The organism is Paraburkholderia sp. SEWSISQ10-3 4, assembly GCF_030464785.1.
In the GTDB taxonomy this organism is placed as follows: Bacteria; Pseudomonadota; Gammaproteobacteria; order Burkholderiales; family Burkholderiaceae; genus Paraburkholderia; species Paraburkholderia aspalathi.
The window spans coordinates 251,401-266,844 of record NZ_JALPRI010000007.1; the positions used below are offsets into that span (position 1 = coordinate 251,401).

Consider the following 15,444-nt stretch of genomic DNA (forward strand, 5'->3'; position numbering starts at 1 on the left):
TGTAAGCCGACCGCGCGCGCCGATGAATAGCCGGCGAAGCTCGAGAAGAAGATCACGCTTAACTTCCCGCCGCGGTTGCCGGATCGTCGAAGAAATAATCCTTCCACGACTTCGGCTCGTTTTTGATGACGCCGACGCGATACATGAACTGCGCGAGTCCAAACGTGTTCTGCGGCGCGACCTTGAACTGCACTTGCGGGTCCTTGATGACCTTCAGCAGCAGATTGCGGTCGATTTTCGACTGGTTCGTGCGGATGTAGATATCGGCTGCGGCATCGGGATTCGCCGAGATAAATCGTGCGGCATCCGCCAGCGCATCGACGAACGCGCGATAGGTCTTCGGATTGTTGTCGCGGAATTTTTCTGTCGCGTACAGCACAGTTGCGGAGCTCGGACCACCCAGCACGTCGTACGAATTCAGCACGATGTGCGCCTTCGGATTGCCGGCGAGTTCCTGCTCCTGAAACGGCGGATTGCCAAAGTGCCCGGTGATTTCCGTGCCGCCCGCGATGATCGCCGCCGCGGCATCGGGATGCGGCAGCGCCTGCGTGAACTTGTCGAGGCGGTTGTAATCCTTGTCGCCCCAGCGCTTCGCCGCCGCGTATTGCAGCACGCGCGATTGCACAGACACATTGACCGCCGGCAGCGCGATACGGTCCTTCTCGGCAAAGTCGGCGATCGTCTTGACATTGGGATTGTTGCTGACGAGGTAGTACGGCAGATTACCGAGCGACGCCACGCCCTTCACGTTCTGCTTGCCATGTGTGCGGTCCCAGATCGTCAGCAACGGGCCAACGCCGGCACCGGCGACATCCACCGCGCCGGAGAGCAGCGCGTCGTTGACCGCGGAGCCGCCCGAGAGCTTCACCCAGTCAACCTTGATATCGAGGCCCTGCTTGCGCCCTTCTTTCTCGACGAATTGCTGGTCGCGCGCCACGTTCAGCAGCAGATAGACGATGCCGAACTGTTCGGCGATGCGGATCTGCCCTTCGGCGTGCGCGGGTACGGATGCGCCGAAGCCGGCGACACCCATCGATAAAGTAAGCAGCGTGGCGGTCAAACGACGGGAAAGAGACGACCGAAGAGCGGTCGGGTGAAACCTGGCAAGCATCGGAACTCCGGTCAGCATGTGATAGTGGTTATAGCGGGCGGCGTTGCCGTCAGAACGGCACGTCGCCTTCAATCGTCGTGCGATACAGTTTGCGGCGCAGATGATCCGGCGTGCCAGCCGCGAGATGCATCAGCGAGCGGTTGTCCCAGAACACCATGTCGTGTTCGGACCATTGATGCCGGTACAGATGCTCGGGGCGCACACTGTGCGCGAAAATCTCTTCGAGCAGCGATTTGCTCTCGTCTTCCGGCAAGCCGATCACACGGGTCGTGAAATGCTCGCTGACGAAGAGCGCGCGCCGCCCGGTCTCAGGATGGGTGCGCACGATCGGCTGGACCACCGGTTTCACCTGTGCGATCTGCTCCGCCGACAGATTCGGCCGCCACGGGCTGCGCTTCTGCAGTTCCGCGTATTTCGCTAGATACGTGTGTTCCGCCGAACGCCCTTCCACTGCGCTGCGCAAGTGCTCCGGCAATGTGTCCCACGCAAGGTGCATGTTGGCGAACAACGTGTCGCCGCCTTCCGAAGGCAGCTCCTGCGCATGCAGAAGCGAACCGAGGCTCGGCTTCTCCTTGTACGACAGATCGGAATGCCAGTAATGACCGGCGTCGCCGAGACCGATCGGCTGGCCGTTCTCGACGATGTTCGAGACGACCAGCACCTCCGGATAACCCGGCAACTGGAATTGATGCAGCACGTGAATCTGCAGCGGGCCGAAGCGGCGACTGAAGGCAATCTGCTGATCCGGCGTAATGCGTTGATCGCGAAACACCAGCACGTGATGATCCAGATGCGCGCGGTGAATGCGTGCGAAATCCTCCTGACCTAACGGCTTGCTGAGATCGAGCCCCAGAACTTCAGCGCCGACGGGACCGTCGAAAGCGCGAATTTCGATGTGCTGGGCTTGATTGGCATGGCCAGCGGCGCTGGCGGCGGTGGGTGTAATAGCAGTCGTCACAGGAAGCTCTTCGTCGAATCTGTTCGAAGGACGCCGGCAAAGGCGAAGTCAGACGAATTTACCGGTGCATACGCGCGACGACAACGAAGCAAATCCCATACGGTTATCTGCTGGAGTGATAAACCCGATGCTTTAACGCGCTGCGGGCCGCGTTCGGCCCTAAGCCCCTGTTCGCTGCAGGGCCTATCCACCAGAAGCTGTGGTCGGAGTGGTGGTCGAAACGGCCGCTGTTTCGGCCCGCTTCGTGGTGAAGTTCCAGCGTTGCGCTGTGGCCGTATCGACTGGCGCCGGCAGAAGACCCGCTCGATAGAAGGTGTCGGCGATCTTTTGCTGCTCACCGAAATTCTGCGCGTCTACAGCGCGTACGGCATAGCTACGGCGTCCATTCGCACGCTCGATCGTCGCTGCGTCCAGGCCCCAGATCGGGGCGAGCAGCTTTGCCGCATCGTCAGGATGGCTGCGGACCCATCCCCCCGCCGACGTCAACTGCGCAACTACGATGCTGACCACATCCGGGTGAGCCGCGGCGAAGCTGCTGGACGCGAGGTAGTACCGTTGATAGGAGGCGAGGCCTTCACCGTTGGCGAGGATGCGCACGTCCGGCGCTTTGTCCACCGATGCGACATACGGATCCCAGGTGATCCAGGCATCCACGCTGCCGCGCTCGAATGCGGCACGTCCATCGGCGGGCGTCAGATAACTGATGCGCACATCAGCAGGTGCAAGGCCGGCTTTGGCGAGCGCGGCGAGCAGCAGATAATGGCTGCCGGCCGCCTTGGTCACCGCGATGCGCTGGCCTTTCAGGTCGGCAAGCGTATGCAGCGGCCCGTCGCGCTTCACGATGATGGCCTGGGCGCCAGGCGACGGCGCTTCCTGCGCGACATACACGAAACGTGCATGAGCGGCCTGGGCGAACACCGGGACTGTATCGGCGACATCGGCGCTAAAGTCGACCGCGTCGGCGTTGAGCGCTTCGGTCAGCGGCAAGCCGCTGGCAAACTCGTTCCAGCTAATGCTGACGCCTAGCGGCGCCAGCGCCTGCTCGAGCGAACCACGCACCTTCAGGATCGTGATGAGCGTTGAAGACTTTTGATAGCCGATCCGCAGTTTTATCGGAGCCGAAGAATTGGTGGCGGTCTGCGCGTGAGCGGTACTGATGACGAGCAACGAAGTCAGCGCCGCACGAGCGAGCAAACGAAAAATAGAAAAGGTCACGGCTCGAAATTCCGGTCTGGTCAATACGATCAAACCGCGATCGTAACAACGCCGAATCGCATGGATAAGCGAGCGTTTTAACTATGCTTAGCAGGCTAAGGCATAACGATGAAAAACGGCATTGAGAGCCAGTGCGTACTCCATGCTCTGCGAGGCGCTAACCGTCCACCGGCGCCTCGAGCCTTCTTCTGATCACGTCGATCAACGCGCGTACCTTTGCCGTCGGATAACGGGTAGGCGGAAACACCGCGTAGATGCCCTTGGGCTTTCCGGCCCAATCCGGCAACAGACGCACCAGTCGCCCCGCCGCCACATCGTCAGCGATCGAAAAATCCGTCAGCAATCCGAAGCCACCGCCCGCGAGCGTCGCCGCACGGGCGGAATCAGCCGTGTTCACCAGCAGGACATTCTCGCAGCGCACGCTTTGTTTTGCGCCTTTCGCACGCTGCAGCTCAAGCGTAAGTGGATGCTGCAAGACAGATAGCGCGACATGAGGCATGGGCGCGAGCGCAGCCGGCGTCTTCGGCTTACCCCATGTATTGATGAACTCCGGACTCGCGACGATCCATTTGACGAAACCACCCAGCTTCACAGCGCGGTAGCCCGAGTCGGCCAATTGCCCCAGACGGATGGCCACGTCGATGCCTTCCGCGATCAGATCGACATAGTGGTCGTTGCAGACCAGTTCGATGTCGAGTTCCGGATACGCACGGCGCATCTCCACCAACGCGGGTGTCACCACCAACGCTCCATAGTCGATCGGCGCATTCACGCGCAACGTGCCGCGCAACGGCGCCGATTCCCCTGTTACGGCCGATAGCGCTTCCTCCGCCGCCAGCAAGATCTTGCAACTTGCCTCGTAGAAGGCACGCCCGCTCTCGGTCACGCTGAGCCGCCTTGTGGTTCGGACCAGCAGACCCGCGCCGATTTCGCGCTCGAGCCGCTGCAGATGCGTGCTGACCATGGTTTTCGTGAGGCCGAGACGCGCCGCGGCGGCGGTAAACGAGCCCGCTTCCACCACGGCAACGAAAATCGCAAGGCGGTTCAGATTGACATCTTTTAGATCTGCCATTCGCCGATTGTCCATCTTTGATTGATTATGTTTTCTAGCTTAGCAGGCTTCTGCGCGGCGCCACGGACCGGTACGCTTACTCCATTCCAGTCGACGGTTGTCGGCTTTCCCCGCCCCAGGAGCTTTCAATGTCAGCCGCTAAACCCGCCCAGCCCATCCGCCTTCACACTACGCTTCTCTCCGGGCACGGACACCGCGTCAAGTTGTTCCTGACTTTGCTCGATCTGCCTTTTGAAGTGATCGAGCTGAACATGGCTGCCGGCGACAATCGTCGCCCGGAATACCTGAAGCTCAACCCGTTCGGCCAGGTGCCGACGATCGAAGACGGCGAGACGGTGCTGTTCGATTCCAACGCAATCCTCGTCTATCTGGCGAAACGCTATGGCGACCCGTCATGGCTGCCGGAAGACGCGCTCGGCGCCGCCACCGTGCAACGGTGGCTGTCGCTCGCAGCTGGGCAGATCGCATATGGACCGTGCGCCGCGCGGCTGGTCACCGTATTCGGTGCGCCGCTCAATCTCGACACCGCGCAGAAGATCGCGCTCAAGCTGTTCGACGTGCTCGACGCGGAGCTTGCCGACAAGAATTTCGCTACGGGCGACCACGTAAGCATTGCCGACATCGCCGCGCATACGTACATCGCCCATGCGCCGGAAGGCGGTGTCTCGCTCGAGCCGTACCCGAACATCCGGGCGTGGCTCCGCCGTGTTGAAGCGCTGCCGCGCTTCATCGCGATGCCTGCGACGAAGGCTGGACTGCTCGCCGCCTAACCAGAGAAGTGCACACGCTCTAATGGGCAGAGGCCGATATGTCCCAGCATTCTTCCAGCGCGCCGCGCGGCTGGGACGCCGCCGAGTCGCCGTTTCACGCCGCCGAACTCCTGGTGCAGCAACATGCCGGAGTGGACAAAGAGGCGGAATCGATCGGTCGTCGCGGCATCCGTCGCTATATGCCGGATCAGCATCGGCAGTTTTATGCCGAACAGCCTTTCATGGTGTTCGGCGGCCTCGATGCGAACGGCCAGCCGTGGGCAACGCTGCGCGCGGCCGAGCCGGGCTTTGTATCGTCCCCGGACCCGCGCACGTTGCGGATCGAAGGCGGCGTTTTACCGGGTGATCCGTTGGCTGGGTACTGGCAGCCCGGCATGATGATCGGTGGCCTGGGGCTGCAAGCGCAGACCCGCCGACGCAATCGCGTCAACGGCGTGGTGTCGTCGGTAGATGGCGATACGGTCACGCTCGAGGTCATGCAAAGCTTCGGCAACTGCGCAAAATATATTCAAAGTCGTACGCCGACTTTTGTTACGCGTGGTGCAACCGGCACTGGGACACCCGTTGAGACGTCGACTCAACTCAGCGACGCGGACCGCACATTGCTCGCCAACGCGGATACTTTCTTTATCGCCAGCGCGAACGTCAGTGAAGATGCGGGTCCGGCTCGCGGCGCCGATGTTTCGCATCGCGGCGGCATGCCGGGCTTCGTGCGTGTTGACGACGCGACTACCCTGACAACGCCCGATTTCAGCGGCAACCGCTTCTTCAACACACTGGGCAACCTGGTCCACGATCCACGCGCCGGCCTGCTGTTCGTAGACTTTGCGAGCGGCGACATGCTGTACATCGCGGCCCTCGCTGAGATCGTGTGGGACGGTCCGGAACTGGCCAGGTTTCCATTGGCCGAGCGGCTGGTGCGCTTTCGTATTACCGAAGTGCGGCGCAGCCGCCAGGCGTTACCGTTTCGTTGGTCGGAAGTCGGCTATGCGCCGCAGTTCGTGACGCAGGCTTCGGTGCCCGCTTCACTGCCAGCTTCACAACTCGAATCGCCGTGGAAAAAGCTCAAGATCGCCGCCGTGCGCGAAGAAACGCCCATGATCCGATCGTTCTATTTTGAATCGGCGGACGGCTCGCCGTTGCCGGCGTACGAGCCTGGGCAATACTTGCCGATCCGCGTCCCGGTCGACGGCTTGGACAAGCCGCTGACGCGCACTTATACGCTGTCCGACGCGAGCAACCGGCAGCAGTACCGAATCACCGTGAAACGCGACGGCGTCGGCTCCGCCTGGCTGCATGACCGCTTCGCCGCCGGCATGCAGATCGAAGCGATGGTGCCACGTGGCGCATTCACCTACGATTCAGCCAGCCCGCGCCCTGCCGTGTTCATTTCGGCGGGCATCGGCATCACGCCGATGATCACGATGCTGCATCACGCGATTGCCGCGCGCGAGCCGAATAGTCCGCCCAAGTCACTGTATTTTTTCCATGGCGCGCGACGCGACGGCGATCGGCCGTTCAGCGCGCACCTGCAGGAACTCTCGTCGCGCCATCCGGCGGTCTCGATGCACCTGTTCGACAGCACCGCCGATCCAGCCACCCAATCGCCTTACGGCGCCTTACCCGGTCGCGTGACCCTGGCTGAAATCAAACGCGCGCTGCCCTTCGACGACTACGACTTCTATCTGTGCGGACCCGAGTCGTTCATGCGTGAACTGTATGAAGGATTACGCGCGCTCAACGTCGCCGATAACAGAATTCGCTTTGAGGCGTTTGGACCGGCAACTGTCAAACGCACGCCGGCAATCCCACCGGTGGTGGCGGAAAACGGCCAAAGCTCGCGCCCCGCAAACGTGCCGGCAAGCGACGGCGCAGGCATACCCGTGACGTTCGCGCGCTCGCAGCGCACGGTTCAATGGCTGCCGGAGAACGGCACGCTTCTCGATCTCGCCGAGGCATCCGGGATCGCCGCGCCGTCGAGCTGCCGCTCCGGGATGTGCGGCACATGCTCCACGCGCGTGTTGAACGGGCGAGTCGCCTACGAAGCACCGACGGACGCCTCCATCGAGGAAGGCCATGCCCTCATCTGCATGGGCCGGCCGGTCGCCGACGACGTCGCCGCAACGGACGGACTGACGTTGGAACTCTGAATGACGGGCCCGCCGTCCTGACGCGAATTCTGACTACGCGCACGCGGCCACTCAAGCGACAATTATTTTCGACCGGTAAGATGGAACGGAGGCCCGGCATTTTCACAGCAAATGCTGGTTTTCCCACATACCGAAAGCTTAGGGCCAGTCATCCTGATGACTCAGGCGTGCGGCGGGAGGTTGTCATGTCGGTATATGTCGATGAAGGATTCAGGCCCTGTGTCACGGAATGCGCAACCGTCGCCTTCCGCGTCTGTTATGACGATCGGGTGCAGGTCTTCGAGGTCAGCGCCGAGGCGCTGATGACCTATTGCGGGGCCGCGAGCAAGCGGCGCACGGATTTGCTCGTCGCGTTCGAAGACGCGCAACTGGAAATACTGAAGGTGGTGGAGTGCAAGTGGCCGTTCAAAGAGACCGAGCCGGTGCGCCTGGGTCTCGACGAATTCCGAATGGTCAGACATTAGGTATGCCAGAATCGCGTCCATGACCTGGATCGCCGCCCTGCCGATGTACAACGTGACACCCGCGCTCGCCACTGTGTGGCGCGAGTGGCTGGACGACGTCCTGCGCATGGTGAGCCCGGCCTGCCGCATCGTCGAGCCCGACGAAGAATTGCATGGCTTCTGGCGGCGCCCCAACGTACTACTCTCGCAAACCTGCGGCTATCCCTTGGTGCATGGCTTGAACGAGCAGGTTCAGGTGATCGCCACGCCGCAATTCGATGCGCCGGGCTGCGCAGGCGCGGATTATTCGAGCGTGCTGGTCACGCGAGCGGAGTCGCAGTTCGATTCGCTCGCGGCGTGCCGCGGCGCGCGTGCCGCCTACAATCAGGACGATTCGAATAGCGGCATGAATGTGTTTCGCCATGCGGTGGCGCCGCTTGCACGCAAGGGCGCGTTTTTCAGCGCGGTGCTGCGCACCGGTTCGCATCTCGGATCATTGCGAGCGGTGGTCGACAATCGCGCGGACGTCGCCGCAATCGACTGCGTGACCTTCGCGTTTGTCTGCGATGAATTGCCGGAACTGGCGCAAAAGGTTCGGCAAATCGGCTTGACGGCGGCATCGCCAGGCTTGCCTTTGATTGCCTCCAACAACGTGCCGTCCGCGACGATCGAAACGCTGCGCGAGGCCCTCACCGAAGCGCACCGCGCCCAGCCGGAACGTGCCAAACGCCTGCGTTTGAAGGGCTTTTCCGCGTTGCCGCTCACCGACTACGAACGGATCGAGCAACTCGAAAATGAAGCGCGCGCCGCCGGCTACGCGCGCCTCGTTTAAGCACGGCCGTTACCGTTAGCCTACGTCCAGCACCAGAAGCTGTGCGCCATCGGCGACCTGATCGCCAACCGCATACAGCACTTCCGTTACCGTGCCTGCCGCCGGCGCACCGATGGTGTGCTCCATCTTCATCGCTTCCATCACGATCAGCGGCGTGCCCTTCTCCACCACCGCGCCCGGTTCGACCAGCACGGCGATCACCTTGCCCGGCATCGGTGCGGTCAAGCGGCCTTCGCCGCCTTCAGCATCCGCGGCATGCGCGAGCAGGTTCTGCCACTCGAACGCCAGCGCCTCGCCGAGGCAGAACACGTGGAACGTATCGCCGTCGATGAAAACACGCCCCGTGACTCGCGCATCGCCGATCGTCGCGCGGTATTCGTGCTGACCGGTGCCTTCCGACCAGGTGAAGCCTTCGCGCACGCCGTCGTGTTCGAGCGTTTGCGTGGCGCCGTCGCGAGCAAACGTGGCCGTGAAAACGCTTTCGTTTTCGACGTCACGCCAGCCGAGCGTCTGCGTATAGCCGCTGTTCAGACGCCAGTGCGAGAGTGCATCCCACGGCGACGCGCCGTGCGCCGTGCCGCCTTCACGCGTCAACAATGCTGCGCAAGCAAGCGCCAGCGCTTCCTTGAAGGGCTTTTTCACGGGCGCGAACAAGGCGTCGTGATGACGCTCGATCAAACCCGTATCGAGATCGCCCGTCGCAAACGGTTCGCTCGTGACGATGCGTTGCAGGAACTCGACGTTGGTGTGCGGACCGACCACTTCGCAGGCACGCAGCGCACGATTCATTCGCGCGAGCGCTTCTTCACGCGTCGCGCCGTGGACGATCAGCTTGGCAATCATCGGATCGTAGAACGGCGTGATGGCGTCGCCTTCGCGTACGCCGCTGTCGATACGCACCGGCGCCTTGCGGTCGGGCTCGCCTAGGGTGAATTCGACGCCTTCGGGCATGCGCAAATGCTTGAGCGTACCCGTCGACGGCAGGAAGCCGCGGGCAGGATGCTCCGCGTAAATGCGCGCTTCGATCGCATGGCCGTCGATTTTCAGTTGCTCTTGCGAGAGCGGCAACGGTTCGTCAGCGGCGACGCGCAGTTGCCACTCCACCAGATCCTGTCCCGTCACCATTTCCGTAACCGGATGCTCGACCTGCAGGCGCGTGTTCATCTCCATGAAGTAGAAGTCGCCCGTGCTGGTCATGATGAACTCGACCGTGCCCGCGCCCACGTAATTCACCGCGCGCGCGGCGGCCACGGCCGCTTCGCCCATCTCGCGTTTGACCTCTGCCGACAAGCCCGGCGCCGGCGCTTCTTCCAGCACCTTCTGGTGACGCCGTTGCACCGAGCAATCGCGGTCGAACAGATACACCGCGCCGCCGTGACGGTCCGCGAACACCTGCACTTCCACGTGACGCGGCCGCGTCAGATACTTTTCGATCAGCACGCGGTCATTGCCGAAACTGCTGGCCGCTTCGCGTTTGCACGACGCCAACGCCGCCGCGAAGTCTTCCGTGCGCTCGACCACGCGCATGCCTTTACCGCCGCCACCCGCGCTCGCCTTCAGCAAGACCGGATAACCGATCGCATCGGCTTCACGATGCAGCAACTCAGCGTCCTGATCGTCGCCGTGATAACCCGGCACGAGCGGCACGGCCGCCGCATGCATCAGCGCCTTCGCGGCCGCCTTTGAGCCCATGGCGGCGATCGCTTCGACCGGCGGTCCGATGAATACGATGCCGGCCGCTTCGCAGGCATGCGCGAAGTCTTCGTTTTCAGAGAGAAAACCGTAGCCCGGATGCACGGCCTGTGCGCCGGTCGCACGCGCGGCTTCGATGATGCGCTCGACCCGCAGATAGCTTTCCGCGGCGGTCGATCCGCCGATATGCACCGCCTCGTCGCATGCGGCTACGTGTTTTGCGTTGGCGTCCGCATCGGAATACACGGCCACACTCGCGATACCGAGCCGCTTGCAGGTCGCGGCGACGCGGCACGCAATCTCGCCTCGGTTGGCAATCAGGATCTTGTTGAACATGAGGTGTCTCGGTGAATGTCCCACTCGGGCTGTTGTTCTGATGAGGGCTGACGAGCGCCTCGGAATGTCTGCTTGAATGTCCGCTTACTTGCGCGTCAGTTGCGCCAGGAAGGCGTGCGTTTTTCGAGGAACGACGCGACGCCTTCGCGGCCTTCCGCGCCGGCTCGCGTGCGCGCGATGCGCGCCGCCGTGTCCTCGATCAGCGCCTCGTTCAACTCGCGGCCAGCGATATCCTGCACGAGTTGCTTGCAGGCACGCACCGCTTGCGGACCGTTTGCGCAAAGCGTCTCGGCGATCTGCTGCACGGTAGCGTCGAGTTGTTCCGCGCTGACTGCTTCGCTAACCAGGCCCAGACGGAATGCCGTCGCGCAATCGAACTGCTCAGCGGTCGCGAAGTAGCGGCGCGACGCCTGCTCCCCCAGCGCACGGATCACGTACGGCGCGATGGTCGCCGGGATCAGGCCGAGACGCGCTTCCGACAGGCAAAAACGCGCGCTCTCCACCGCGACGACGACATCGCACGCCGAGATCAGACCCATGCCGCCCGCGTAGGCGTCGCCGTTCACTCGTGCGATCACCGGTTTGCTGCAGCGGTAGATCGACGACAGCATGTTCGCCAGCAGCATTGCGTCGGCGCGGTTCTCGTCGTCCGAGTAACCGGCCATCTTCTTCATCCAGTTCAGATCGGCGCCCGCGCAGAATGCCTTGCCGTTCGCGGCGAGCACTACCGCACGCACGTCGTCGCGCGCGTTCAGGGCCGTGAAAACCGAGGTAATCTCGGCGATCATCGTTTCATTGAACGCGTTGCGCACGTCAGGCCGATTCAGCGTGACCGTGGCGATCTGCCCGGCGAAAGCGACATTCAGCGTTTCGTATTGCATCGTTACAGCTCCTTCGCGTTGCGCTCTGTCACATTCTGAACACGCCGAAACGCGTGTCTTCGATCGGTGCGTTCATCGTCGCCGAGAGGCCGAGGCCAAGCACATCGCGCGTTTGCGCCGGGTCGATCACGCCGTCGTCCCAGAGACGGGCGCTGGCATAGTACGGGTGGCCCTGATGCTCGTATTGATCGCGGATCGGTTGCTTGAACGCCTCTTCTTCTTCCGCGCTCCACGCACCGCCCTTGCCTTCGATGCCGTCGCGCTTGACCGTGGCCAGCACCGAGGCCGCCTGCTCGCCGCCCATCACCGAGATGCGCGCGTTCGGCCACATCCACAGGAAGCGCGGCGAATACGCGCGGCCACACATGCCATAGTTGCCCGCCCCGAACGAACCGCCGATGATCACCGTGAACTTCGGCACCTTCGCCGTGGCCACGGCCGTCACCATCTTCGCGCCGTTACGCGCGATGCCTTCGTTTTCGTATTTGCGGCCCACCATGAAGCCCGTGATGTTCTGCAGGAACACCAGCGGAATCTTGCGCTGGCAGCACAGTTCGATGAAGTGCGCGCCCTTGAGCGCCGACTCCGAAAAGAGAATGCCGTTGTTCGCGATGATGCCGACCGGGTGCCCCCAGATATGCGCGAAGCCGCATACAAGCGTGGTGCCGTAACGGGCCTTGAATTCGTCGAAAGCGGAATCGTCGACGATGCGCGCGATTACCTCGCGGATATCGAACGGCTTGCGCGTATCGACCGGAATCACCCCGTACATGCTCTTCACGTCATAGCGAGGCGGCTTCGGCTCCTGCAACGCCACCGGCACCTGCTTCGTGCGATTCAGATTGCCGACGATGCTGCGCGCAATACCCAACGCATGCGCGTCGTTCTGCGCGAGATGATCGACCACGCCCGACAGACGCGTATGCACGTCGCCGCCGCCGAGGTCTTCCGCGCTCACCACTTCACCGGTTGCGGCTTTGACGAGCGGCGGCCCGCCCAGAAAAATCGTCCCCTGATTCTTGACGATGATCGATTCGTCGCTCATGGCCGGCACGTAGGCGCCGCCTGCCGTGCACGAGCCCATCACGACGGCGATCTGCGGAATGCCTGCTGCGGACAGATTCGCTTGATTAAAGAAGATGCGACCGAAGTGATCGCGATCGGGGAACACGTCGTCCTGATTCGGCAGATTCGCCCCGCCCGAGTCGACCAGGTAGACACACGGCAGATGATTTTCGGCCGCGATTTCCTGCGCCCGCACGTGCTTTTTCACGGTGACGGGATAGTAGGTGCCGCCTTTGACCGTCGCGTCATTGCAGACGATCACGCACTCCTGCCCCGCGATACGGCCAATGCCGGTGATGACGCCCGCGCCAGGCGCATCGTTGTGGTACATGCCATAGGCTGCGAGTTGCGAGAACTCGAGAAATGGCGTGCCAGGATCGAGCAGTTTTTCGATGCGGTCGCGCGGCAACAGCTTGCCGCGACCCGTGTGTTTATCGCGCGCCGCTTGCCCGCCGCCCAGCGCGAGTTTCTCGACCTTCGCGCGAAGATCGGCGACCAGCGCTTCGAGCGCCGCCGCATTGGTGCGGAAGTCGTCCGAGCGCGGATTCAGTTTTGATTCGATGATCGGCATTGCTTGGAATCTCCTCTGTCGATCGGAGTTGGATGCAAAGCCCTTACTCCGATCCCATGCAAAGTGTGGCTCAAGCCGTCTCGGCGAACAGTTCACGGCCGATCAGCATGCGGCGGATTTCGCTCGTGCCCGCGCCGATTTCGTAGAGCTTCGCATCGCGCCACAGACGGCCGACCGGATACTCGTTGATATAGCCATTGCCGCCGAGAATCTGGATCGCCTCGCCGGCCATCCACGTTGCTTTTTCAGCGGTGTAGAGGATCACGCCCGCGCAGTCCTTACGCACCTGGCGCACGTGTTCCTTGCCAAGCGTATCGAGTTGCCGGCCCACCGCGTAGAGATACGCGCGGCACGCTTGCAGCGTGGTGTACAGATCGGCGACCTTGCCTTGAATCAGCTGGAATTCGCCGATCGGCTGACCGAATTGCTTGCGGTCGTGGATATACGGCACGACCGCGTCCATAACCGCGACCATGATGCCGGTCGGACCGCCGGCGAGCACCGCGCGTTCGTAATCGAGGCCGCTCATCAGCACCTTCGCGCCGCCGTTCAACTGGCCGAGGATATTTTCTTCCGGCACTTCGACGTCCTGGAACACCAGTTCGCCAGTGTGCGAACCGCGCATGCCGAGCTTGTCGAGTTTTTGCGCGACCGAGAAGCCCTTCATGCCCTTCTCGACGATAAACGCGGTAATGCCACGCGAATTCGCTTCGGGATCGGTTTTGGCATAGACCACCAGCGTGTCGCAATCCGGGCCGTTGGTGATCCACATTTTCGTGCCGTTCAGCACATAGTGATCGCCCTTCTTCTCCGCGCGCAGCTTCATGCTGACGACGTCCGAACCCGCGTTCGGTTCGCTCATGGCGAGAGCGCCGATGTGTTCGCCGGAGACCAGCTTGGGCAGATATTTTTCCTTCTGCGCTGCCGTGCCGTTGCGATGAATCTGGTTGACGCACAGATTCGAGTGCGCGCCGTACGAGAGACCGACCGATGCCGACGCGCGCGAGATTTCTTCCATCGCGATCATGTGCGCCGTGTAGCCCATATTCGCGCCGCCGTACTCCTCCGAGACCGTCATACCGAGCACGCCCAGGTCGCCGAATTTTCGCCACAGGTCCATGGGGAACTGATCCGTGCGATCGATTTCCGCGGCACGCGGGGCGATTTCTTTGGCGGCGAATCCGGCGATGCTGTCGCGCAGCATTTCGATTTCTTCGCCGAGCGGGAATTGCAAACCGGGCAGGTTGCTCATTGCAGTGTCTCCAGAGTTCGTTGGCGGACCGGGTTGCCTGGGTAGGCGCCGGCCCGTCTGAGTGCGGCTCAGCGGACGGCGGCGGCCTTATGGGCCGCTCTAGCCACGCCGCACGAGGCGCGAAACGTTCAAGGCGCATTTCACGCCAGATTTACGTAAGCGTCAAGTGGTATTTTTGAGTATCACTCAGAAACCGGTTGGCAGGCGTCTGGAGCCGCTATACAGTGATGGGATGGGTGTGACCGAGGCGATTGGCCTCACAAAACTGAACTGGACTCATATGACGGTTGCCATGAAGGCTGAGTTACCCGCCTCGCGCCGCCAGCCGGCGGGGCGCAAGTCTCAGCAGCGCGTGAAAGAGATCTTGCAGGCGGGGCGCGACGTGTTCTCCGAGAAGGGCTACGAGCGCGCGACGACGGCGGAGATTGCGCAGCGCCTGGGGATTTCCGAGGCGACGGTATTCAGTTATTTCCGCGGCAAGCGCGAGTTATGCGCGCGGGTGATTGGCGACTGGTACGACGAGATCATTGAAGCGATCGAGTCGGGGCTGCCGCGTGATGGCAGCGTGCGGCAGCAGTTTGCTTTTATTGTGCGGACGCATTTGCGGTTGATGCTGGTGAATGGCACGGACTTGTGTGCTTTGGTGTTGTCGGAGGGTCGGGCCCGGCATCATGAGTTGAGTGAGGCGCTGACGGAATTGCAGCGGCGGTATACGGCGCCGTTGATGAGGGTGTTGGCGCAGGGCCAGGAGACGGGGCAGATTCGGGCTGACATGCCGTTGAGGTTATTGCGGTCGATGGTGTTTGGGCCGATGGAACATGTGCTGTGGGACGCTACGCTGGCTAATCGGCATATTGATATTGACGCTACCGCGGGGCAGTTAATCGATGTTTTATGGGCGGCTTTGATGCCGCCGGATTTGGAGGTTAGTGCTTTGCAGCAGTTCAGGGCTGAGGTTGGGGAGGCTAACCGGAGGTTTGAAGAGGCGGCTCGGGGGGCTCGGGAGCCTCGCGGCGGATAGTGGTTTTGGTTTTTTTGTTTTTTTGCCTTTTGCGGCGGCATTGGCCGTGTTCTTAGGGCTTTGGCCTTTCCTTGT

At 62.1% G+C, this 15,444-nt stretch carries 13 protein-coding genes; 5 read left to right on the forward strand and 8 right to left on the reverse strand.

The window, feature by feature from the left end; genetic code table 11:
- Positions 1-58: 58 nt before the first annotated feature.
- The 4 genes from M0D68_RS17390 to M0D68_RS17405 form a co-directional block, all read right to left on the reverse strand.
- Positions 59-1,111: an ABC transporter substrate-binding protein gene (locus tag M0D68_RS17390; protein WP_211706896.1), complete on the reverse strand. Its 1,053-nt coding sequence runs from the start codon at positions 1,109-1,111 to the stop codon at positions 59-61.
- Between the two features lie 49 nt (positions 1,112-1,160).
- The gene (locus tag M0D68_RS17395; protein WP_200621161.1) at positions 1,161-2,069 is read right to left on the reverse strand and encodes a TauD/TfdA family dioxygenase; all 909 of its coding nucleotides are present in this window, start codon (positions 2,067-2,069) and stop codon (positions 1,161-1,163) included.
- A gap of 183 nt (positions 2,070-2,252) precedes the next feature.
- Positions 2,253-3,236 (reverse strand): aliphatic sulfonate ABC transporter substrate-binding protein, encoded by a 984-nt coding sequence (locus M0D68_RS17400; RefSeq protein ID WP_244869787.1) that lies wholly within the window; start codon positions 3,234-3,236, stop codon positions 2,253-2,255.
- A 205-nt stretch (positions 3,237-3,441) separates the two neighbouring features.
- Complete coding sequence (locus tag M0D68_RS17405) at positions 3,442-4,356, reverse strand: LysR family transcriptional regulator (protein ID WP_200621162.1); 915 nt, start codon at positions 4,354-4,356, stop codon at positions 3,442-3,444.
- 128 nt (positions 4,357-4,484) lie between these two features.
- Between M0D68_RS17405 and M0D68_RS17410 the strand changes: the two genes are divergently transcribed.
- From M0D68_RS17410 to M0D68_RS17425, 4 genes are all read left to right on the forward strand, one after another.
- Positions 4,485-5,126, forward strand: a complete 642-nt coding sequence (locus M0D68_RS17410) for a glutathione S-transferase family protein (RefSeq protein WP_093645759.1) — start codon at positions 4,485-4,487, stop codon at positions 5,124-5,126.
- Positions 5,127-5,164: 38 nt separating this feature from the next.
- Positions 5,165-7,276 (forward strand): pyridoxamine 5'-phosphate oxidase family protein, encoded by a 2,112-nt coding sequence (locus tag M0D68_RS17415; RefSeq protein WP_211706897.1) that lies wholly within the window; start codon positions 5,165-5,167, stop codon positions 7,274-7,276.
- A gap of 185 nt (positions 7,277-7,461) precedes the next feature.
- Positions 7,462-7,740: a DUF1488 family protein gene (locus M0D68_RS17420; RefSeq protein ID WP_093645755.1), complete on the forward strand. Its 279-nt coding sequence runs from the start codon at positions 7,462-7,464 to the stop codon at positions 7,738-7,740.
- Between the two features lie 19 nt (positions 7,741-7,759).
- Positions 7,760-8,551: a phosphate/phosphite/phosphonate ABC transporter substrate-binding protein gene (locus M0D68_RS17425; protein WP_211706898.1), complete on the forward strand. Its 792-nt coding sequence runs from the start codon at positions 7,760-7,762 to the stop codon at positions 8,549-8,551.
- Positions 8,552-8,566: 15 nt separating this feature from the next.
- Here the strand turns inward: M0D68_RS17425 and M0D68_RS17430 are convergent, their stop codons facing one another.
- The 4 genes from M0D68_RS17430 to M0D68_RS17445 form a co-directional block, all read right to left on the reverse strand.
- A complete protein-coding gene (locus M0D68_RS17430) occupies positions 8,567-10,579 on the reverse strand; it encodes an acetyl/propionyl/methylcrotonyl-CoA carboxylase subunit alpha (RefSeq protein ID WP_200621165.1) in 2,013 nt (670 codons plus the stop codon).
- A 95-nt stretch (positions 10,580-10,674) separates the two neighbouring features.
- Entirely contained in the window at positions 10,675-11,460 is a 786-nt protein-coding gene (locus M0D68_RS17435; RefSeq protein ID WP_211706899.1) for an enoyl-CoA hydratase/isomerase family protein, read from the reverse strand.
- Between the two features lie 28 nt (positions 11,461-11,488).
- A complete protein-coding gene (locus M0D68_RS17440) occupies positions 11,489-13,096 on the reverse strand; it encodes a carboxyl transferase domain-containing protein (RefSeq protein ID WP_093645745.1) in 1,608 nt (535 codons plus the stop codon).
- Positions 13,097-13,166: 70 nt separating this feature from the next.
- Positions 13,167-14,348, reverse strand: coding sequence for an isovaleryl-CoA dehydrogenase (locus tag M0D68_RS17445; RefSeq protein ID WP_054035879.1), 1,182 nt, complete (start codon positions 14,346-14,348; stop codon positions 13,167-13,169).
- A 280-nt stretch (positions 14,349-14,628) separates the two neighbouring features.
- Between M0D68_RS17445 and M0D68_RS17450 the strand changes: the two genes are divergently transcribed.
- Positions 14,629-15,369: a TetR/AcrR family transcriptional regulator gene (locus tag M0D68_RS17450; RefSeq protein ID WP_200621179.1), complete on the forward strand. Its 741-nt coding sequence runs from the start codon at positions 14,629-14,631 to the stop codon at positions 15,367-15,369.
- The last annotated feature ends 75 nt before the right edge of the window (positions 15,370-15,444 follow it).

What these genes read in the sequence shown, in the direction of transcription:
- M0D68_RS17440 (WP_093645745.1), bottom strand. Translation starts at nt 13,096, where the DNA reads ATGCCGATCATCGAATCAAAACTGAATCCGCGCTCGGACGACTTCCGC.
- M0D68_RS17430 (WP_200621165.1), bottom strand. Translation starts at nt 10,579, where the DNA reads ATGTTCAACAAGATCCTGATTGCCAACCGAGGCGAGATTGCGTGCCGC.
- M0D68_RS17420 (WP_093645755.1), top strand. Translation starts at nt 7,462, where the DNA reads ATGTCGGTATATGTCGATGAAGGATTCAGGCCCTGTGTCACGGAATGC.
- M0D68_RS17390 (WP_211706896.1), bottom strand. Translation starts at nt 1,111, where the DNA reads ATGCTTGCCAGGTTTCACCCGACCGCTCTTCGGTCGTCTCTTTCCCGT.
- M0D68_RS17445 (WP_054035879.1), bottom strand. Translation starts at nt 14,348, where the DNA reads ATGAGCAACCTGCCCGGTTTGCAATTCCCGCTCGGCGAAGAAATCGAA.
- M0D68_RS17450 (WP_200621179.1), top strand. Translation starts at nt 14,629, where the DNA reads ATGACGGTTGCCATGAAGGCTGAGTTACCCGCCTCGCGCCGCCAGCCG.
- M0D68_RS17435 (WP_211706899.1), bottom strand. Translation starts at nt 11,460, where the DNA reads ATGCAATACGAAACGCTGAATGTCGCTTTCGCCGGGCAGATCGCCACG.
- M0D68_RS17425 (WP_211706898.1), top strand. Translation starts at nt 7,760, where the DNA reads ATGACCTGGATCGCCGCCCTGCCGATGTACAACGTGACACCCGCGCTC.
- M0D68_RS17415 (WP_211706897.1), top strand. Translation starts at nt 5,165, where the DNA reads ATGTCCCAGCATTCTTCCAGCGCGCCGCGCGGCTGGGACGCCGCCGAG.
- M0D68_RS17405 (WP_200621162.1), bottom strand. Translation starts at nt 4,356, where the DNA reads ATGGCAGATCTAAAAGATGTCAATCTGAACCGCCTTGCGATTTTCGTT.
- M0D68_RS17410 (WP_093645759.1), top strand. Translation starts at nt 4,485, where the DNA reads ATGTCAGCCGCTAAACCCGCCCAGCCCATCCGCCTTCACACTACGCTT.